The sequence below is a fragment of the Funiculus sociatus GB2-C1 genome (assembly GCF_039962115.1).
Lineage (GTDB): Bacteria > Cyanobacteriota > Cyanobacteriia > Cyanobacteriales > FACHB-T130 > Funiculus > Funiculus sociatus.
This window is the reverse complement of record NZ_JAMPKJ010000029.1, coordinates 25,719-45,491: the sequence shown is the minus strand read 5'-3', so window position 1 is coordinate 45,491 and position 19,773 is coordinate 25,719. Positions and strand designations below refer to the sequence as shown.

Sequence of the window (19,773 nt, the reverse complement as noted above, 5' to 3'; positions counted from 1 at the left end):
AAAGTCAGATGGGTCAGCTGATGATTCTTAGTCTGGAACCATCTAACTAGAGAAACTGCGATTGCATTTTCTCTATAAATTTTCTAGCGTTACTACTTCTCCAGTTTTGACGTTCCTAAAAAACGGGATTCCCGCCCAAACCTCTATATTAAAGCTGTAAGATGAATTGTAGTCATTTATGATGTAACACCCATTAAAGCCGCGAGTTCTATTTAGAGATATATTCCAACAAGTAGGATACACGCCCCAATATTTATTAACTTCTCCAAATTTATTTTTATGGGGTTTCAAACTAACTTTATAAGGAACCTCAACAATATCTATAAACTCATACTCATATTCGTATCTATTCACTATTTTTTGCACATCTTCCCAATTTTCAACTTTTAGCTTTTTCTCAAAAATTTGTGAACTTATCCAAGATTCACCTAACCAAAGCAGGTTTTTAGCTATTGATTCAACGCGATTAGCGTCTTGTTTAAGAAACTCCAAATCTTCAGGAAGTAATACCCGATCTGGGATAACATTCCAAACCTCAAAGAAAGTTTCTGTATTAAGTAAAATAGTAGATTTTTTGATGCCAGGTATTTCTTCAAAAACTTGAATGGCGCTAATTGGTGCCAAGGAATCTAAATATCTGGCTCTGGTAGCGATTTTTTCAACATCAGGTAATTCTTTATTATGGTTTTTAGCTAATTCATATTCTGGAGCTTTAAATAAATCTTCTGGAATAAATCCTTTATTGGCAGTAAGCATATTTTTCACCTTTGAATGTTTCTAGTTAAATTAAACTGCCATAGTTGCTTAATGCCTGTAACTTATTACACTTTATTAAAAATAATGTTTTAATAGCTAAAAGCAGACTTTTTCCATCTATCAAAAGGTGTGTATTTACTGCATGAGCTACACTTAGCTATCAATCAATTACTCAATTCTTAGATGCGATCGCTGTAAAACCTGTCTCGCGTCAGAAGTCAGATGCCAACAACTTAATGTATTGTCATGTGGGTTCTCCTTTGGAATTGACATGAAAAACTTTTTTCATCGTTCCACTCGCAATAAAATACATCGCTTCCAGATTTTAATCGTCATCACTGGCGTTTTGTTTACAGCAACTCCAGCTGGAACCCAAGAGATGCCTACGTCGAAACCTACACCTGTAAGGGTTTACGGGGAAGAACTTTATTTTGCTGATGTCATAGTCAGAGGATACCCAGTTTTTCAAGTCGGAAGTTTGGCCGGACTTAGTGCTAAGGAGCGATCACAAATTATCAATCGGCGTATTGCTAGCGTACTGGCACAACCCGAAGCTTTGGGGCAAGTCGCCGTCAAGCCCGACGATCCAAAGAAAATCGCCACCTTACAAGTGAATAACCGCGTCTTGATGACAGTGACTCAACAGGATGCCCGCGACTTCGGTTTGCCTGTAGAAGTGCTTGCCGAGAGGTGGGCGAGGCAATTGAATGGGGCTTTTGAGAAACCGTCTCTAGCCATTGATGTCGGACAGCGCCTATATATTACTGTGCGGGATTTGCTGCGCGACACGATAAGCAAGTTGCCGTCAATTTTAGGGACGCTGGTGGTGATAGGCATTACTTGGGGATTTGCCAAGGGAGTGCGTTACGTGACCTTAAAATGGGCGCAAAAGACTGAAGGCGATCGCAGTGCTGAAATCCTCTTAGGACGAGTGGGATACGGTGGTGTTTGGGTAATTGGCTCAGTAGTTGCTCTAGGTGTCTTGGGACTCAACTTTGGAGCTTTACTAGGAGCGGTGGGACTCACTAGCGTTGCTATCGGTTTTGGTCTTAAAGAAATTTTTAGTAATTACATTTCTGGAATGATTTTACTTGCAGGCAGACCTTTCCGGTTAGGTGATCAGGTAGTGATTAAGGAATTTGAGGGAACCATCACCCAAATTCAACTGAGGGCTACAACCCTGAATACCTATGATGGGCGAAAGGTTTATATTCCTAATCAAGAGGTTTTTCAAGCGAGTATTACTAATAACACTGCTTACTCGTATCGGCGCAGTTCGGTAACGGTGGGCATTACTTATAAGGCAGATATCAATACGGCTACGCAAGTCATAACCGATGCTGTTGTCCAAGTTGAAGGGGTGCAGTCGAACCCACCGCCAGAAGTCTTGGTTCGAGAACTAGCTGCTGGCAGTGTGGGTATGGAAATACGCTTTTGGGTAAATTCCCGACGGTTAGAGTTTCTGAAGACTACTTCTAGCGCTAATCAGGCAATTAAAGAGGCGTTGCACAAGGCTGGAATTGAGATCCCAACGGAAGTTTATACGGTGCTGGTTCGCAATCCCCAAAATGACGCTGCTGGCGATCGCGATTCTCAGCGGTTATTTTCTAATGGCAACCCGATGCGATAAATCTCATCTGTAGCTCAGGTATCTTGCCTGCAAAAATAAGGACACGGCACAGCCGTGTCCTTATATAATGGAAAATTAAAAAATAATAAAGTTTTAGACTTTTAATTTTTAATTTTCTTTGAGATAGTGAATCAACGCCTGTAGTCCAAGCAGATAGCTTTGTGAACCAAAGCCGCTGATTTGCCCAATTGCCACTGGTGCAATATAGGAATGATGCCGGAAAGCTTCGCGGCGATAAATGTTACTCAGATGCACTTCAACTGTGGGAAGGTTCACAGCCGCGATCGCATCTCGTATGGCTACGCTTGTATGAGTGTACGCCCCTGCGTTAATCAAAATGCCTTGGTGCTGCCCCAGAGCGTTCTGGATGGCATCAACTAAGACACCTTCGTGATTCGACTGGATGATAGAAAGTTTCGCCTGTAGCGTTTGCCCTTCTTGCTCTAACAGGTGGTTAATTTCATCCAACGTTAAATATCCATAAATCCCTGGTTCTCGCAGTCCCAGCAGGTTCAGGTTTGGCCCGTGCAGTACCAAAACACTTACAGCGCCCAAAGTTTTATGAGTCACGTATTACACTAACGTCTTTGGCGCGATCGCTCGTTTACGGGTATTGGAATTGGTTCCGGTTCCGGCTCAGCCTCCGGCCCTAGCAGCGTTTCGATGAGCTTCCGCGCCCATTCTTTAAGCTTTTCCAACACGTTTTCTATGTAGTCCATTGTACTGACGGCTCCTGCAATACAACCAGGATAAATAGTTTACAACTGGGCAAAATTGACAGTTCTTAAATCCTATTGTACTAATAAGATTTATTATTTTAACCCTAGCACATTAGGAAATAGCATCTCTCTCCCACCATAGAAGAGTGTTTTAGTATCCTCTATCAGTCAAAAGACTGATAAGAGGTTCAGCGGGTCAGCAATTTTCGCCGCAGCAAGTCAAGGGCATTACAAGCGCTGGCATAGCGAATTGAGTCACGTTCTCGAGTTTGACCCAACTGGTACTTAAAACTTGACCCAATGTTATTTGGCCCTGCTAATCCAATGTAGACAAGGCCAACTGGCTTAGCATCCGTACCTCCACCTGGGCCTGCAATACCAGTTATACTAAGCCCCCACGTAGTGGAGAGACGTGATCGCACCCCAACCGCCATCGCTGTGGCAACTACATCGCTTACCGCACCGAATTGGGATAAATCTTCTGGATTGACACCCAAAAGGGAAATTTTCACCGAGTTGTCGTAAGAAATGACACCGCCCAGAAAGTAACTAGAACTTCCGGCGATAGACGTGATCATCTGCCCCAAGCCGCCTCCAGTGCAAGATTCCGCAACCGAAAGCGTCTCACCCTCTGCTTGCAACAACTGCCCCACCACAGAGGCAAGAGTGTCAGTGTCGCTGCCATAATAATCCAGCCCTGCAATCTGCTGCAATTGCTGCGCTACAGGCTCAATTAGTCCCAGCGCTTGGGGCTCCGATTCCCCCCTTGCGGAAATTCTCAAGCGTACCTCTCCAAAGTCAGCATAAGGAGCAACCGTGGGATTGGGCAAATTGAGAAAAGCAGAAACTTTTTCAGCTAAGGCCGACTCAGCAATTCCCCAAAATCTTAACATCCGGCTTTTGATAATTTCTTTGCCCCAGCCTTGACTTTTGAGATAGGGTACAGCGGTTTCTTGCCACATCCGCTGCATTTCGCTGGGGACACCAGGGAAAGTGAGAATCGTCAATCGTGGGCGCGGTTGCCAGATAATGCCAGGGGCTGTACCGCCTGGATTGGGTAAAATTGAGGCACCGTTCGGCATCAGGGCTTGTTTGCGATTGCTGGGTGTCATTTGCCGCCCCCGCTGGGCATATTTCCGAGCAATATCTTCGATAATTTCCGGGTTTTCCAGCAAGGGCACGCCAAAAAAGTCCGCGATCGCTTCCGTTGTCAGGTCATCCGGAGTCGGGCCAAGCCCACCAGTAAAAATTAAGATTTGCGATCTTTGCAGGGCAATTTCTATGACCTGCTTGAGACGTTCTGGATTATCTCCCACCACCGTTTGATAATAGTGCGGGATTCCCAGAGATGCTAGTTGCTGCGCCAAAAAATAAGCATTGCTGTTGAGGATATCGCCTAGTAGCAGTTCCGTACCAACACAAATAATTTCAGCACTCATAACTTTTTACTCTTCGCCTCTGACACGGGAGGATCGCCAAACTTGCCAACTGGTATAACCCAGCAGCAAAGTTGCGCCAAAAGCATAAGCTAGTCCGCTGGGTACCTTAGCCAGAGCCAGCGCCAGACTTCCCACCCACAGAGTTAAAGCGTAGATAAACAAAACTATCAAGCGTTGTGGCAGACCAGCTTGCAGTAACCGATGATGTAGATGGAATTTATCGCCAATGAAAGGGGAACTGCCGCGTAACAGCCGTTGTACAATCACGGCTGACATATCCACAATCGGCACAGCTAAAATTAAGTAGGGCAATAGCACAGCGGTGACAGCGGTGCTTTTCACTAAGCCAATCACCCCGACACCAGCCAAAGTAAAGCCCATAAAATAGGCTCCCCCATCTCCCATAAAAATCTGGGCGGGGTTGAAATTATATCGCAGAAATCCTAGTGCGCCGCCAGCAAGCGCTGCCGCAATTAGGGCTGCTGCTGGTTGGTTCATAAACAAACTTACAATTAGCATCACCACGGCACCGATACCAGAAACTCCAGCAGCTAGACCGTCCAAACCATCGATCCAGTTAATGGCATTGGTCATACCTACCAGCCAAATGACTGTGATCGGCCAGCTGATACTGTCTGGCAACGTGACAAGCCCAGCGAAGGGAACTGTGAGAAAGTCAATTTGGACGCCGAAGTGCCACGCCCAGCTAGCAATGATTATTTGCATAAACAGCCGCGTGAAGGGCGAAAGACTGAACAAGTCATCGGCCAGCCCAATCAGGAAAAAGCCTAGACCACCAACAGTGACTCCCCAAATCTCGGAGGATTTATCTGCGCTGAGAGTGCCAAATCCCCCGGTTCCCCAAACAATCAGCAGGGCGATTATGGTACCTGCAAAGATAGAGATACCTCCCACTCGCACTATCGGCTGCTTGTGGACTTTGCGTTCACCGGGTAAATCAACCAATCCCTTTTGCAAGCCAATTTTGTTGACAACGGGTGTCGTCCAGAGGACAACAAAGGCAGAGACGAGAAAGGCAACCAGATGGTATAGCTGGGGAGGCATCTGAAATTTAGTAGGGTGCGAGACATCACAAAGGATAATTCAAAAAAGCTGTTAGCTGTTAACTAATCGCTATTGATCTTTCATCCTTTAAAAAAGGCGTCAGGCAGAGTCTACTACATTTGGGACGGTAAACGTCAGTAGTTAGTCGTCATTTGTCTCTTGTCAGGGGTCAGTTGTCCGTTGATACTGACCGCTGGCCAATGACTGGTAACTAAGCTAGAGCTGGGACAGGAATTGTTAGATGGGGGTATAGGGGGAAGACTTCGCATAATGCCCCAACTCGACGCCGACAAGCAGCCGCTACTGCTTCGTCTTCCGGATTCAGCAGCCGTTCGGCAATAATATCGCCAATTTCGGTAAATTCCGTTGTTCCCATACCGCGAGTTGTCATTGCAGGCGTTCCCAGCCGCAAGCCACTCGTTACAAAAGGCGACTCTGGATCGAAGGGAACGGTATTTTTGTTGGCGGTAATATTTACCCCGCTCACCAGATGATCGGCTTGCTTGCCAGTCATGCCGATGGAACGCAAATCTACTAGCATCAAATGATTGTCAGTGCCGGCAGAAACAATCTTAAAGCCGCGTTTTTGCAACTGGGCGGCTAAGGCACGGGCATTTTCAATCACTTGCCCTGAATACGTTTTAAAGGCTGGTGTCAGTGCTTCCCCGAAAGCAACTGCCTTAGCAGCAATAACGTGTTCCAAAGGCCCGCCTTGTGTGCCGGGGAAGACGGCTTTATCTAGCTGCTTACCCAATTCCGGGTCATTGGTCATAATTAAACCACCTCTGGGACCGCGCAGGGTCTTATGAGTGGTCGTGGTGACGACGTGACAGTGGGGGAGGGGGTTGGGGTGATGTCCTGTCGCGACTAACCCGGCAATGTGGGCGATATCGGCTAACAGGTATGCCCCAATTTCGTCTGCGATCGCGCGGAATTTCTCAAACTCTATCACTCGCGGATAAGCTGAGTAACCACAAATTAGTAGCTTAGGACGATGTTGCAGCGCCAAATCCCGAATTTGGTCATAGTCTAGCTGCTCTGTTTCCTTACTGACACCGTAGTGACAAACTTTGAACCACTTTCCCGATACATTCACTGGCGAACCGTGGGTTAAGTGTCCCCCGTGGGACAAATCCATTCCCATAATCGTGTCTCCAGGCTGCAACAGCGACAGGAAAACGGCAAAATTCGCCTGCGCCCCGGAATGGGGTTGTACGTTGGCATGAGCCGCCCCAAATAGTTGTTTAATGCGGTCAATGGCCAGTTGCTCAATTTTATCTACAAACTCGCAGCCGCCGTAATAACGCTTTCCAGGCAAGCCTTCGGCGTACTTATTCGTCAGGACGGAACCTTGTGCTGCCAGAACCGCTGCTGAGGCAAAGTTTTCACTGGCAATCAGTTCCAGGTGGTCGCGTTGACGCTGGAGTTCCTGCCCAATAAACTCGGCAACGACGGGATCGGTTTGGGCGAGAAAGTCTAAGTTAGTTTTTGTCACGGAGTAAACCCCTAGAGATACTGTTAGCGATCGCTTCCTACTTTAGTTCGGATGCTTTCTTTTCTGGCTTGCGCCTGTATTTTCCTGAGTCTTTTATTTTAATGCTGTTGGAGTCGCGTCCGTCCTGACCTTTCTGTTAACACTCTACCAGTGATTCTACGGAGTTCCGTCTCTCCTAAAAATACCTTACCTGGCAACAGAACATATTAAAACTTTAAGACTATAAGGGTTAAAGACATTAAGGTGTATGTTAATTTACCATATATTCCCGAAAACCTGGCTTAAAATTGAGGAAAGCGGATAAGCCTCTTAAGGGAGGTGTCAAATGTTAGTCATTCTTACGGATGAACAAATTCTCTCTCCCAAGCAAGTTTGTCAGAACTGTTTACTAGCAGACTCTAGCGGTCAACCCCGCTGGCGGAAAGGACAACTCGGCTGTGGTCAATCGATTCACAAGCTGACGGAAAATCAACCGGAGCAATACGAGTGTCTCATGGGCTTCCGGATTGCCAATATTAAATGAGCGCGATCACTACCCCGGAACCATCTGGGGGAAAGATCCGCCTCACGCAGCCCCAACATGATTGACCTGCTGTGTGCGTTATCCTGAACTTAGTAAGAACTAGCGATTAATAACATTACAACAGGAGAACGCACGATGACTTGGCGTGGTTCAACAACAACCAAAGACCGGATTTTTTCTTGCCTTCCTTATATACTGCCTTTACTTTCGGCGTATCCTTTTCGTCTGTTTCTGGTTAGACAGTTTCCTGTATTTGGCCTTATTTACACGCCGCTGTCACCTTTGTTAGCAATTTACAATATACCTTTTGCTAGCTTAATAATTTTCTTTGCCTTGTTCTTAGGAGTAGTTAGAAACGAAAACATTAACCATTTTATTCGTTTCAACACCATGCAGGCAATACTTTTAGATATCCTGCTGTTTCTGTGCAGTATGCTTTTGGGGATTTTACTTCCAGCGCTAGGCGGCGCTAACTTAATCACAGAAACGCTGGTCAATGTAGTCTTTTTAGGAACACTGGTAGCCTGCGGCTATTCAGTTGTCCAGTCAATACTGGGACGTTACGGAGAAATACCCGCCATTTCCGAGGCAGCTTACACGCAAGTGCGCTAGTATTCAAACCGCAGGCATTTCTTTGTTTAGGACGCTGTCGGTGCGGGGCGTACCACAACGGTATTTTCCATCTGACCGATACCCTCAATTTCGATGCGGACTCGATCGCCCACTTGCATCGGCCCCACTCCCTGCGGTGTTCCAGTAAGCACTACGTCCCCAGGCAGCAGTGTCATCACCCTAGAGATGTAAGACACCAGAAAATCTGGCGAAAACACCATCTGATTAATTAAGGCAGACTGCACTGGCTGTTTATTGTCATTAAGAAAAGTTTGCAAGCGGGCAGCAGGACTCAATTCGCGGACAATCCACGGACCCAGGGGGCAAAAGGTATTAAACCCTTTTGCCCGCGTCCACTGACCGTCTGATTTTTGCAGATCGCGGGCAGTAACATCATTGGCAATAGTGTAGCCCCAGATTTTTTCTTGTGCCTCCTCTGGGGTACAGTCGCAAGCGCGATCGCCAATGACTAAAGCTAACTCGCCCTCATAGTCCACCTGCTGCGATTGCGGTGGATAATGAATTTCTGTACCCACTGCGGTGACAGAAGTCGGCGGTTTGAGAAATAGTAGCGGCTCTTTTGGCACTTGGGTTCCCATTTCCGCCGCATGGTTAGCATAATTCTTGCCCACCGCAATAATTTTAGACGGCGCACAAGGAGCCAAAATTTGGTAAGTGTCTGGTTCTAACTGCAAATCTGTAGGTTGCCCATGCAACCAGGGAGGCGCATCAAGCACCTGAACACCTCGGCTCAGTTGCAGTAAACCGTAGTAAGTCTGTCCTTTTTCAGTGCGAACTCGGACGTAGCGCTGCGCCATATGGTTGAGTAATGTTTGATTATGCTTTAAGAGTGTGCTTCAAATGTCACAGATGCAAATTTAGCCCGGTTAATTTGTAGAATTTGTGAACTGGTAGTAAGATTTTAAGTCCTTGCTTCTTCATGTTGTTAGGCGTTAGGGAAGAGTTATCAGGGTAGAAGGCCACAAGGCGAGGAATCACTACCCAGTCACCTCCTCCCCAGTCCTTAGCCCCCCAAGAAGCCTCATTGTCCATAAGGAGATTACCAAAATGCAGATCGTTTACGAAACTATGTACATCCTCCGTCCCGACTTAGGCGAGGAACAAACCAACCTAGCGATCGCCAAATACCAGAACATCCTGACCGAAAATGGAGCTGAGGAGATTGAAACTCAGCATCGCGGCAGGCGGCGTTTGGCTCAGGAAATTGGCAAGCACCGGGAAGGTGTATACGTTCAGATGAACTATAAGTGCAATGGCAGCCAGATTGCGCTTCTAGAACGGGCAATGCGTCTTTCCGAAGACGTGATCCGTTACCTCACAGTCAAGCAGGAAGTCCGCGAGGCGAAGCCAGAAGCTGAACCTGTTGAGCAAGAGGCGTAAGCTAAACCCCGACGACTAAAGTCGGGGCTACACAAACAAAGACCGCCTTGGCGGTCTATAAGCTGGCTACGGCTTTGTTTGTGTAGTAGCCATAAAAGTCTCTGGCGCACTTTAGTTAATAACTAATGACCAATGACCAATAACAGATTGTTATACTAGCGTGTGGGACACGCTATTTGACTGAGATATATTTTATAAAATGCAGCCTACTGACTCTACCAAGTTTACTGAAAAAGCCTGGGAAGGCATCGTCAAATCCCAAGATGTGGCGCGTCGCTTCAAAAATCAGCAGCTAGAGGTAGAGCATTTAACCATTGCCCTGATAGAACAAGACGGGTTGGCGAGTCGGGTTTTGAGTCGAGCAGCGGTAGACACCACAGCATTAAAAGCGCAACTGGAAGCCTTCAGCCAGCGCCAGCCAAAAGTCACCGTAATTGACCAGCTGTACCTGGGCAGAGGCTTAGATGTTATGCTAGACAAGGCTGACGCAGCAAAAAGTGCCTTACAAGATGAATTTATTGCCATAGAGCATATATTGCTTGGTTTTGCGGAAGATGACCGCGTCGGGCGGCGCTTGCTTAAAAGCTTCAACGTTGACAGACAGAAACTAGAAGCGGTAATCAAGGATGTCCGGGGCGCTCAGAAAGTACAAGACCAAAATCCAGAGGGACGCTATGAGGCGTTGGCAAAATACGGACAAGACTTGACAGAAAAGGCAAAATCTGGTCAGCTCGACCCGGTAATTGGGAGAGACGAGGAAATTCGTCGGGTGGTGCAGGTGCTATCTCGGCGGAGTAAGAATAATCCGGTGCTGATTGGGGAACCGGGCGTAGGGAAGACAGCGATCGCAGAAGGTCTGGCGCAGCGGATTGTTAACGGGGATGTTCCGGAATCTCTGAAAAAGCGCCAGTTGATCGCCTTGGATATGGGTAGTCTGATTGCGGGTGCCAAATATCGGGGAGAATTTGAAGACAGGCTGCGGGCTGTATTGCGCGAAGTTACCTCTTCTGACGGTCAAATTGTCCTGTTCATCGACGAGTTACATACCGTCGTCGGTGCTGGTGCCACTCAAGGCGCGATGGATGCGAGTAATTTACTCAAACCAATGTTGGCGCGGGGGGAATTGCGCTGTATAGGGGCGAGTACGCTGGACGAGTATCGTAAGCATATCGAGAAAGATGCGGCGCTAGAACGTCGATTTCAGCAGGTTTATGTAAATCAGCCTTCAGTAGAAGATACGATTTCGATTTTGCGGGGATTGAAAGAACGCTACGAAGTTCATCACGGCGTGAAGATTACGGATTCCGCTTTAGTGGCTGCTGCTACTTTAAGCGATCGCTACATCACAGAACGGTTTTTGCCAGATAAGGCGATAGACTTGGTGGACGAGGCAGCAGCTAAGCTGAAAATGGAGATTACCTCCAAGCCAGTAGAATTAGAAGCGATTGACCGCCGACTGATGCAGCTAGAGATGGAAAAGCTATCTTTGCAAGGGGAAGGTCAACGGCTGGGTTTAACTGTTGTCGGTGCTTTCCGTTCTTCCCAAGAGCGTTTGGAGCGCATTGAGCAAGAAATTGAGTCTTTGAGTGAAAAACAACGTCAACTAAGCTCTCAGTGGCAATCTGAAAAGCAACTGTTGGAAGAAATTAATGCTGTCAAGGAGGAAGAGGATCACCTGCGGGTGCAGATAGAGCAGGCGGAACGCGCCTATGACTTGAACAAGGCTGCACAGCTTAAGTATGGGCGGTTGGAGGTGTTAGGACGCGACAAGGAAGCCAAAGAAGCCCAGCTGTTGGAAATGCAATCTCGCGGTTCGGCTTTATTGCGCGAAGAAGTACGCGAGGGTGACATCGCAGAAATCGTTGCTAAGTGGACTGGCATCCCCGTGAACCGACTTTTAGAGTCGGAACGTCAAAAGTTGCTACATTTGGAATCGCACTTGCACGAGCGCGTTATCGGTCAATCAGAGGCGGTTTCGGCTGTGGCGGCGGCAATTCGTCGCGCCCGTGCAGGGATGAAAGATCCCGGTCGTCCGATTGGTTCCTTCCTGTTCATGGGACCAACTGGTGTGGGTAAAACTGAGTTAGCGCGTGCCTTAGCTCAGTTTCTTTTTGACAGCGATGATGCCCTGGTGCGGATTGATATGTCCGAGTACATGGAGAAACACGCCGTCTCGCGTCTTGTAGGTGCGCCTCCAGGGTATGTAGGTTATGAGGAGGGGGGTCAACTTTCAGAGGCGATTCGTCGTCGTCCCTACTCGGTGGTATTGCTGGATGAGGTGGAAAAGGCGCACCGGGATGTTTTCAACATTTTGCTACAGGTGCTGGATGACGGTAGGATAACGGATTCCCAAGGTCGGACAGTAGACTTTCGGAATACAGTAATTGTTATGACCAGCAACATTGGTAGCGAGCATATTCTGGATGTGGCTGGGAATGATGCACAATATGAGTTGATGCGGAAGAAGGTGACAGATGCGCTGCGATCGCATTTCCGTCCGGAATTCCTCAACCGGGTGGACGACATAATTCTCTTCCACACGCTCAACCGCAAAGAACTGCGACAAATTGTGGGGATTCAAATTAAGCAGATTGAGCGCATGCTGGCGGATCAGAAAATTACTATACAACTGTCGTCAGCAGCCCAAGACCACATAGCGGAGGCTGGCTACGATCCAGTTTATGGTGCGCGTCCCCTGAAACGGGCTATTCAGCGTGAATTGCAGAATACTCTAGCAACCGCCCTTCTAGAAAACACCTTCGTGAGTGGCGACACCATCGTGGTTGATTGCGTAGATGATGCCCTCACCTTCAGGAAAAAACAACCGCTGAAGATTTCCGAATCTATTGTAGAGACGAGTCTTCCAGTCTCTCCTACAAAAGTCATTCCCTAAACTTCCACTGCTTACATCCATCCCGTTCCCAGGCTGAGACTGGGAACGCATTCAGAAGGTGGCCGCCTCCCATTTGTTTCTAAAGCTACAGTGCATCTGCGTATAAAATTATCTCATGCTATTTTGATGTAAATACAGCATCCAAAAACTTAGGCGAAAGTAACATCAAACATGAAAGTCATTGCTTGGCCTGCGTTCAAAACCAGATACAAAAACCCGTATAACTGGTTGTTGTATTCCCAGATGGGCCAACAAGGGGTGACAGTTGAAGAATTTTCGCCCCTCAAATTGTTACGCCAACATTACGATATTTTTCATCTACACTGGGCAGCCGAAACGATAGTACGCCATCCCAACCCAACTTTAGCTTTTATAAGAGCAAAAGCCATGCTTGCCCTTATAGACAGAGTGCGGCACCAAGGGACGCGCATCATCTGGACTTTTCACGACACAATCCCCCACATCGTTTTGCATCCCCAGATAGCGGATTGGTTTCAGTCAGAATTCGTATCTCGTGTAGACGCATATATTAGTATGTGCGAGGCAGGAAAAACTCTAGCTGAAGAAACTTTCCCTTCCCTTAAACAACGCTTAAACTCGGTCGTACCCCACGGACATTATCGTGGAGAATATCCAAATCAAGTTGATAAAATTAGTGCCAGGAAAACATTAGATATACCAGAAAAAGCTAGAACCATAGTTTTTCTAGGACATATATCCCCCTATAAAAACGTTCCCCACTTAATCCGCACATTTGGTGAGTTAGATGATGCTGATTTAGTTTTAGTGGTAGCAGGCACTCCCGATTTACCAGAACTTAAAACAGAAGTATTTGAGGCAGCAGATGGTGATTTTCGCGTTAGATTATCCACGCAATATGTGCCGCCAGAAAACGTGCAGTTTTATCTCAAATCAGCAGATTTAGTAGTCTTGCCATTTCAAGAAATTTTAAATTCTGGCAGTGCAATACTCGCTCTTTCCTTCGATTGCCCAATATTAGTACCGCGCAAAGGTGCGCTGGGCGAACTACAGGCATTAGTAGGAGAAGCGTGGGTTAAAACCTACTCAGAGGAACTAACCTCAGATATCCTCCGCGAAGGCTTAGATTGGGCGGTGCATACTCCACGCCCAGACCAGGCTCCATTAGAGATGCTAGACTGGTCTGTATTAAGCAAAAAGACAATACAGCTTTACCGTGCAGTTTGTCAGCAGGAAAAAGCAATATATTAATTTTAATTGATTTATGAAACTATCTTTTCTCTTCCTCTGCGGACTCTGTGTCTCTGCTGTTCGTTAAAAATATAAAGACATTGCAGACAATGCCTCTACAAATCAAATTGGATTGCTATAACTAGCCAAAGTTATTTCATTCCACTAAATTCTTCTTTTTTCGGGTCTTTGTAGTTTGTTATGAAAATAGCCTTCGCTACCCACTACGATATTTTAAATAGGCATACTTGGCACCGAAAAATGATCGGCCATTGTGGGACTAACTATTACAAAGCCCTTGCCCTTGCTAGGCAGTGCGAATCATTGGAATATATTGGGCCTTTAAAAGAAAATTACTCACCTATATATAAATATATATCCAAAACAAAAAACCGCTGGCATAAGCATTTTACTAAGCAGGTTTACCAACCTTGGGCAGAAAAATTTGTTAACAAAAGCTACGCTTCCCAAATTCATCAAAAAGTATTAGATATAAATCCCCACATTGTTTTATGCCCGGACATTAATTTAGCTTCTTACTTGGAATGCAAGCAACCAGTGATTGTATGGACAGACGCTTCTTATGCTGGATTAATCAACTTTTACCCTGAGTTTAGCAACCTCTGTAAAGAGACAACTGAGCAATTAACTGCAATGGATAAACTTACCTATGATAAATGCAGTTATGCTATATTTTCGTCCGACTGGGCTGCACAAAAGGTAATTGATGTTTATCAAGTTGACCCTTCTAAAGTAAAAGTTATTCCCTCCGGTGCTAACGTTGAGTGTAACAGAACCTTGGAAGACATCAAAGAGATTGTGGATGCCAGACCGTCAAACCAATGTAAGTTACTCTTTTTAGGTGTAGATTGGTATAGGAAAGGTGGCGACATAGCCCTAGAAGTAGCAAGCGAGTTAAAAAAAACAGGGTTAAATGTTAAGTTAACAATAGTTGGGTGCCAGCCTTTCCAGAACGATTCATGTCCTGATTTTGTTATTAATCCTGGTTTTATTAATAAATCTACAGAAGAAGGATTAAAGAAACTAAACAGATTGATAGCTGAATCTCACTTCATAATAGTGCCTTCGAGAGCAGAAGCTTATGGCAATGTTTTTTGTGAAGCAAATTCTTTTGGCGTTCCTTGTATATCTACAAACAGCGGCGGTATACCGACAATTATTAAAGATAATTTAAATGGAAAAGTTTATTCAATAAATGCAATTGTTACAGAAGCTTGTAGCTATATTTATAGTTTGTTTTCCAACTATTCCAAGTATAAGGAACTCGCATTATCTTCATTTGATGAATATCAAACTCGTCTAAATTGGGCAGTTGCTACTCAAACAGCTAAAACTTTATTTATGACTTTAATATAATGGGTTGATTTATGAAAGTAGCTTATGTTACCACTTACGATGTTTTTAATAGTCCTACTTGGTCTAAAAATCAAGTAGGATTTTGTGGAGCAGGTTATTATATAGCCCAGTCTTTAGCTAGTCAGTCTATTGAACTTGACTATCTAGGAGCTTTGCAGAAAAAGTTTTCATTCTTGACTAGAGCTAAGTGGAGCTTTTACCGCAACTTATTTCATCAAGATTACTACCGATGGGCAGAACCATTAGTGCTTAAAAATTATGCTCGTCAAATTTCTAAAAAACTGTCTGCGTTAAATTCAGATATAGTGCTTTGTCCTGAAAATGCAGCACCCCTTGCTTATCTTGAATGTAAGCAGCCAATTGTTTTGTGGACAGATTCAACCTTGGCTGGATTAATTGATTTTTATCCTTATTTAAACAACTTGTGCGGCGAAACTAGAAATAATATCTATGCAATGGAACAAGCTGCGTTAAACCGATGCAAGTTAGTAATTTTCTTATCGGACTGGGCCGCTCAAGCAGCTATTAAAATTTATAATATTGAGCCAGCTAAAGTAAAAGTGGTTCCTTGGGGCGCAAATATAGAATGCGATCGCACAATTGATGATATTCAAAATATTCTAGCATCTAGAGCTGCAAAGCCTTGTAAATTGTTATTTATTGGTCTTGAGTGGCACAGGAAAGGGGGAGATGTTGCCTTTAAGGTTGCTAGAGAATTAAATCGCATCGGCTTGAATACTCAACTTACGGTAGTTGGGTGTAAACCAACTATTGATGAGCCTCTACCAAATTTTGTTGAAGTTCGAGGATTTATTGATAAATCAACTAAGGAAGGGTTGAATCAATTAAATAAGCTTTTTACTGAATCACATTTTCTGATTTTACCAACTCTTGCTGACTGTTCTCCTCACGTTTTAGTTGAAGCAAATTCTTTTGGGGTTCCTTGTTTAGCAACAAATACTGGCGGTATACCAACCATTATTAAAGAGAATTTTAATGGAAAGACTTTTGCGTTAGAAGCTAATATATCCGATTACTGTAACTATATTGTGTCTATTATAAAAAATTATAGTGAATATAAAAAAATGGCTATATCCTCATTTGAAGAGTATCAATCTCGTCTTAATTGGGATGTGGCTACTAAAACGGTGAAGCAACTCATGACTGACTTATTATAATAGTGGTTTATTTGGTTGGGACATTTTATGACAAGCATCAACACGTCTAAAATTCCGAGCGATGAATACATATCAAAAGACCGACTCATCAGCTACCATAATCAGGCGCGTATCATCAGAGGCTTAGGAAAGCAAGTAAATAATATTCTGGAAATTGGAATATTTAATTCACTTTTCACGGACTTGCTTAAACGGTTTGGATATAACGTCACAACCGCTGATTTTGACGCAGAATTAAAGCCGGACATGGTTCTGGATCTAGCAAGTAATTTTACACTGCCAGAAGATAAATTTGATGTGATCGCGCTTTTTCAAGTGCTAGAACATATCCCTTACGACAAGTCAGAAAAAGCCCTCGAAAAGCTGGCAAAGGCTACTAAAAAGTTTCTGGTAATATCGGTTCCCTATCGCAGTTTATTTTTGTCAATTCAGTTTAAATATTCTTTAAAACAAAGGCCGAGACATCTTTTTCTCCACCTTCCCCGCTTCTGGAGTCAAAAGCCCTTAACCGAGGATGAACACTACTGGGAAATGGGATTGAAAGACTACCCGAAACAGCGTCTGGTAAACTCGATTGAAAAAGCGGGTCTTACAATTAAAAGAGAATTTATCGATCCATTAAATCCATATCACTACTTTTTCGTACTGGAAAAAAAGGCTAAAACTTAGCCTTCAGCAAGCTTAATTGAGCGAATATAGACCAGCAAGTAGGGAAATCCGAATTCCCCTAGGGCGGAAAAACCCTTTCTCACAAGCATCTGCGATCGCTCACAATCAATCTTTAGAAAGCTTCTACACAACTACCACAAGATATATATGCTGGAACAAGGCACAATCACGATACATACCGAGAATATTTTCCCGATTATCAAGAAGTCCCTCTACACAGACCACGAAATCTTCTTGCGGGAACTGGTATCCAACGCCGTCGATGCTATCCAGAAACTTAAAATGGTTTCCTTCGCTGGGGAAGTCACAGGCGAAATAGGCGAACCAGAAATTAACATCGCTATTGACAAAGACAAAAAGACCCTATCTATAACCGATAACGGTATCGGGATGACAGCCGATGAGGTGAAGAAGTACATCAACCAAGTTGCTTTCTCCAGCGCTGAAGAATTTATCCAAAAGTATAAAGCCAGCGCCGAACAGCAAATTATCGGTCACTTCGGACTAGGCTTTTACTCCTCCTTCATGGTGGCGCAAAAAGTCGAGATTGATACCCTCTCATACCAGCCAGGAGCCCAAGCAGTACACTGGTCTTGCGATGGTTCACCAGCCTTTGTTTTAGAAGAGTCGCCACGCACTGAACGCGGTACCACCATTACCCTCACCCTTCAGGATGAAGAACAGGAATATCTGGAACCGATGCGGATTCGTCAGTTGGTGAAAACCTACTGCGACTTCATGCCAGTATCTATCAAACTGGATGGGGAGGTAATCAATCGTCAAAAGGCACCGTGGAAGGAATCGCCGCAAAACCTGGCCAAAGAAGATTATCTAGAATTCTACCGCTACCTCTACCCGTTCCAAGAAGATCCGCTGCTGTGGGTGCATCTAAATACTGACTATCCCTTCATTCTCAATGGGATTCTATACTTCCCGAAGCTGAAGCCGGATGTCGATGTCACTAAAGGGCAGATTAAACTATTCTGTAACCAGGTTTTTGTGAGCGATCGCTGCGAAGAAGTTATCCCCAAATTCCTGCTACCTCTGCAAGGTGTCATTGATAGCACCGACATCCCCCTCAACGTCTCTCGCAGTGCCCTAACCAACGACCGTACTGTCCGGAGAATAGCAGATTACATCGCCAAAAAAGTAGGCGATCGCTTAAAAGAACTCTACCGCGAACAGCGCGAAGAATACATCCGTTGCTGGCAAGATGTTGGCACCTTCGTCAAATTTGGCTCCCTCAACGACGACAAATTCAAAAAGCAAGTCGAAGACATCATCATCTATCGCACCACCGCCAACCTTACACAAGCAACTCCCGAAACTCCCCCAGCCGTCGAAGTACAATCTCAGGAAGGCGATGTTTGGCAAGAAGTCACCCCAACCTCCGGAGAACAACAAAATCCAACATCCCAATACACCACCCTCAAAGACTACCTGGAACGCAACAAAGAACGCCAAGAAAACCGCGTCTTTTACTGCACCGATGAAGTCACCCAAGCAACCTACGTACAATTACATAAAAGCCAGGGTTTAGAAGTCCTGTTTATGGACTCCTTCATAGACACCCACTTCATCAGCTTCCTAGAACGGGAACATCCGGATGTCAAGTTCTCCCGCGTAGACTCAGAACTGGACAAGACGCTAATTGACCAAGATAAATCCGGCGAAATTGTTGACCCTAAAACCAACAAAACCCGCAGCGAACAAATCAAAGAACTATTCCAGCAAGCCCTCAACAAACCCAAACTTAACATCCGCACCGAAGCGCTGAAGTCAGATGACCTGCAAGCAACGCCACCCGCAATGGTGCTGCTACCAGAAGTGCTGCGACGGTTGCGAGAGATGAACGCACTCATGCAGCAGCAAAATGTTGAGTTTCCCGAAGAACACGTTCTGGTAGTGAACACTGCCCACCCGCTGATCCAGAATCTCACTCAAATGAGTCAAGGTAGTATTATTCAAGAAGAAGGGCGATCGCCTACAGGTGAGTTGACTAATTTAATCTGTCAACATATTTATGATTTGGCGCTCATGGCTCAAAAGGGATTTGATGCCGAAGGGATGAAATCCTTTGTGGAACGGTCGAATCAAGTGCTAACTCGTCTCACAGAACGTTAGCAACTAGCAACCATCTCGCGTTCCCAAGCTTAGCCTGAGAACCAGAGATTCGATACAATAGACATCTTGCCAAAGTCTCGCGTTGCGCGAGACTTTGTTTGTCTAGCCATAGACCGAATTCTGTGGTTATTTAACCGAACCCCACTCTGGAGATATTCTATGTCGCGCAAATGTCAGCTAACCGGAAAAAAGGCGAATAATGCCTTTGCCATTTCCCACTCTCACCGACGCACCAAGAAGCTACAGGAAGCCAACCTGCAATCGAAGCGGATTTGGTGGTCTCAAGGCAATCGCTGGGTGAAACTGCGGCTTTCCACCAAAGCAATCAAAACCTTACAGCATAAGGGTTTGCAAGCAATGGCGAACGAGGCTGGAATCAACCTAAATCACTATTAATGCAGCCACTCTCGAAATTTCTCTGATTATTTTTTCTGTAGAAATTTTGATGGCAACACTGTATTGTTTAGCTCCCCCCTAGCCCTCCTCAACAAGGGGGCTAGGGGATAAAACTTTTTGTATCCAACGTCCCTACCGTTGTGATGTCTATCCTGCTTCTGTTAGGTGTTGGGCGGCTTCCCATTTTTTTTGCGAGGGGTGATAGGTTTTCTAAGACAGGTGGGTATGCTAAATACAGTAATTTCCCCACCTTGTTTGTTAATTTATGTTTAAGGTGATCGCTATCT

General features: G+C 45.2%; 19 protein-coding genes. 12 read left to right on the top strand and 7 right to left on the bottom strand.

The features are described from left to right. Window positions 1-72 precede the first annotated feature (72 nt). Window positions 73-756, bottom strand: a complete 684-nt coding sequence (locus NDI42_RS15115; RefSeq protein WP_190455113.1) for a hypothetical protein — start codon at window positions 754-756, stop codon at window positions 73-75. Window positions 757-1,027: 271 nt separating this feature from the next. Here NDI42_RS15115 and NDI42_RS15110 point away from each other — a divergent pair, with 271 nt between their 5' ends. Then, entirely contained in the window at window positions 1,028-2,386 is a 1,359-nt protein-coding gene (locus tag NDI42_RS15110) for a mechanosensitive ion channel family protein (RefSeq protein WP_190455110.1), read from the top strand. A gap of 108 nt (window positions 2,387-2,494) precedes the next feature. Here the strand turns inward: NDI42_RS15110 and aroQ are convergent, their stop codons facing one another. The 5 genes from aroQ to glyA form a co-directional block, all read right to left on the bottom strand. Continuing rightward, window positions 2,495-2,956 (bottom strand): type II 3-dehydroquinate dehydratase, encoded by a 462-nt coding sequence (gene aroQ, locus NDI42_RS15105; RefSeq protein ID WP_348231422.1) that lies wholly within the window; start codon window positions 2,954-2,956, stop codon window positions 2,495-2,497. Window positions 2,957-2,964: 8 nt separating this feature from the next. Next, a complete protein-coding gene (locus NDI42_RS15100) occupies window positions 2,965-3,105 on the bottom strand; it encodes a hypothetical protein (protein WP_190424186.1) in 141 nt (46 codons plus the stop codon). A gap of 188 nt (window positions 3,106-3,293) precedes the next feature. Next, on the bottom strand, window positions 3,294-4,544 hold the full coding sequence (locus NDI42_RS15095; RefSeq protein WP_190455107.1) for a competence/damage-inducible protein A: 1,251 nt from the start codon (window positions 4,542-4,544) through the stop codon (window positions 3,294-3,296). A 6-nt stretch (window positions 4,545-4,550) separates the two neighbouring features. Beyond that, window positions 4,551-5,609 (bottom strand): glycosyltransferase family 4 protein, encoded by a 1,059-nt coding sequence (locus tag NDI42_RS15090; protein WP_190455104.1) that lies wholly within the window; start codon window positions 5,607-5,609, stop codon window positions 4,551-4,553. A gap of 211 nt (window positions 5,610-5,820) precedes the next feature. After that, on the bottom strand, window positions 5,821-7,104 hold the full coding sequence (gene glyA / locus NDI42_RS15085; RefSeq protein WP_190455101.1) for a serine hydroxymethyltransferase: 1,284 nt from the start codon (window positions 7,102-7,104) through the stop codon (window positions 5,821-5,823). Between glyA and NDI42_RS15080 the strand changes: the two genes are divergently transcribed. The 3 genes from NDI42_RS15080 to NDI42_RS15070 all read left to right on the top strand — a co-directional run bounded on the left by NDI42_RS15080 (window position 7,098) and on the right by NDI42_RS15070 (window position 8,239). Further along, window positions 7,098-7,232 (top strand): hypothetical protein, encoded by a 135-nt coding sequence (locus tag NDI42_RS15080; RefSeq protein ID WP_277873965.1) that lies wholly within the window; start codon window positions 7,098-7,100, stop codon window positions 7,230-7,232. The two genes, glyA and NDI42_RS15080, sit on opposite strands and share 7 nt — an antisense overlap. Before the next feature lie 197 nt (window positions 7,233-7,429). Next, window positions 7,430-7,627, top strand: coding sequence for a hypothetical protein (locus NDI42_RS15075; RefSeq protein WP_190424194.1), 198 nt, complete (start codon window positions 7,430-7,432; stop codon window positions 7,625-7,627). A 135-nt stretch (window positions 7,628-7,762) separates the two neighbouring features. Further along, entirely contained in the window at window positions 7,763-8,239 is a 477-nt protein-coding gene (locus NDI42_RS15070; protein ID WP_190455099.1) for a Tic20 family protein, read from the top strand. A 26-nt stretch (window positions 8,240-8,265) separates the two neighbouring features. Here the strand turns inward: NDI42_RS15070 and NDI42_RS15065 are convergent, their stop codons facing one another. Then, a complete protein-coding gene (locus NDI42_RS15065; RefSeq protein WP_190455095.1) occupies window positions 8,266-9,057 on the bottom strand; it encodes a fumarylacetoacetate hydrolase family protein in 792 nt (263 codons plus the stop codon). 250 nt (window positions 9,058-9,307) lie between these two features. On the opposite strand from NDI42_RS15065, the gene rpsF reads away from it, so the two are divergent. From rpsF to rpmB, 8 genes are all read left to right on the top strand, one after another. Then, window positions 9,308-9,640, top strand: coding sequence for a 30S ribosomal protein S6 (gene rpsF, locus NDI42_RS15060; RefSeq protein ID WP_190424200.1), 333 nt, complete (start codon window positions 9,308-9,310; stop codon window positions 9,638-9,640). A 199-nt stretch (window positions 9,641-9,839) separates the two neighbouring features. After that, entirely contained in the window at window positions 9,840-12,533 is a 2,694-nt protein-coding gene (gene clpB, locus NDI42_RS15055; RefSeq protein ID WP_190455092.1) for an ATP-dependent chaperone ClpB, read from the top strand. A 171-nt stretch (window positions 12,534-12,704) separates the two neighbouring features. Then, window positions 12,705-13,763: a glycosyltransferase gene (locus NDI42_RS15050; protein WP_190455089.1), complete on the top strand. Its 1,059-nt coding sequence runs from the start codon at window positions 12,705-12,707 to the stop codon at window positions 13,761-13,763. A 180-nt stretch (window positions 13,764-13,943) separates the two neighbouring features. Beyond that, window positions 13,944-15,119, top strand: a complete 1,176-nt coding sequence (locus tag NDI42_RS15045) for a glycosyltransferase family 4 protein (RefSeq protein ID WP_190455086.1) — start codon at window positions 13,944-13,946, stop codon at window positions 15,117-15,119. Window positions 15,120-15,130: 11 nt separating this feature from the next. Beyond that, window positions 15,131-16,297, top strand: coding sequence for a glycosyltransferase family 4 protein (locus tag NDI42_RS15040; protein ID WP_190455082.1), 1,167 nt, complete (start codon window positions 15,131-15,133; stop codon window positions 16,295-16,297). Window positions 16,298-16,324: 27 nt separating this feature from the next. After that, window positions 16,325-16,966: a class I SAM-dependent methyltransferase gene (locus NDI42_RS15035; RefSeq protein WP_190455080.1), complete on the top strand. Its 642-nt coding sequence runs from the start codon at window positions 16,325-16,327 to the stop codon at window positions 16,964-16,966. A 147-nt stretch (window positions 16,967-17,113) separates the two neighbouring features. After that, window positions 17,114-19,090: a molecular chaperone HtpG gene (gene htpG, locus NDI42_RS15030; protein WP_190455077.1), complete on the top strand. Its 1,977-nt coding sequence runs from the start codon at window positions 17,114-17,116 to the stop codon at window positions 19,088-19,090. Window positions 19,091-19,249: 159 nt separating this feature from the next. Beyond that, window positions 19,250-19,486, top strand: coding sequence for a 50S ribosomal protein L28 (rpmB, locus tag NDI42_RS15025; RefSeq protein WP_190448256.1), 237 nt, complete (start codon window positions 19,250-19,252; stop codon window positions 19,484-19,486). The last annotated feature ends 287 nt before the right edge of the window (window positions 19,487-19,773 follow it).

Coding starts and splice junctions, on each gene's coding strand:
- NDI42_RS15115 (WP_190455113.1), bottom strand. CDS start 756: ATGCTTACTGCCAATAAAGGATTTATTCCAGAAGATTTATTTAAAGCT.
- NDI42_RS15110 (WP_190455110.1), top strand. CDS start 1,028: ATGAAAAACTTTTTTCATCGTTCCACTCGCAATAAAATACATCGCTTC.
- NDI42_RS15100 (WP_190424186.1), bottom strand. CDS start 3,105: ATGGACTACATAGAAAACGTGTTGGAAAAGCTTAAAGAATGGGCGCGG.
- NDI42_RS15095 (WP_190455107.1), bottom strand. CDS start 4,544: ATGAGTGCTGAAATTATTTGTGTTGGTACGGAACTGCTACTAGGCGAT.
- NDI42_RS15090 (WP_190455104.1), bottom strand. CDS start 5,609: ATGCCTCCCCAGCTATACCATCTGGTTGCCTTTCTCGTCTCTGCCTTT.
- NDI42_RS15075 (WP_190424194.1), top strand. CDS start 7,430: ATGTTAGTCATTCTTACGGATGAACAAATTCTCTCTCCCAAGCAAGTT.
- NDI42_RS15070 (WP_190455099.1), top strand. CDS start 7,763: ATGACTTGGCGTGGTTCAACAACAACCAAAGACCGGATTTTTTCTTGC.
- NDI42_RS15065 (WP_190455095.1), bottom strand. CDS start 9,057: ATGGCGCAGCGCTACGTCCGAGTTCGCACTGAAAAAGGACAGACTTAC.
- rpsF (WP_190424200.1), top strand. CDS start 9,308: ATGCAGATCGTTTACGAAACTATGTACATCCTCCGTCCCGACTTAGGC.
- clpB (WP_190455092.1), top strand. CDS start 9,840: ATGCAGCCTACTGACTCTACCAAGTTTACTGAAAAAGCCTGGGAAGGC.
- NDI42_RS15050 (WP_190455089.1), top strand. CDS start 12,705: ATGAAAGTCATTGCTTGGCCTGCGTTCAAAACCAGATACAAAAACCCG.
- NDI42_RS15045 (WP_190455086.1), top strand. CDS start 13,944: ATGAAAATAGCCTTCGCTACCCACTACGATATTTTAAATAGGCATACT.
- NDI42_RS15040 (WP_190455082.1), top strand. CDS start 15,131: ATGAAAGTAGCTTATGTTACCACTTACGATGTTTTTAATAGTCCTACT.
- NDI42_RS15035 (WP_190455080.1), top strand. CDS start 16,325: ATGACAAGCATCAACACGTCTAAAATTCCGAGCGATGAATACATATCA.
- htpG (WP_190455077.1), top strand. CDS start 17,114: ATGCTGGAACAAGGCACAATCACGATACATACCGAGAATATTTTCCCG.
- rpmB (WP_190448256.1), top strand. CDS start 19,250: ATGTCGCGCAAATGTCAGCTAACCGGAAAAAAGGCGAATAATGCCTTT.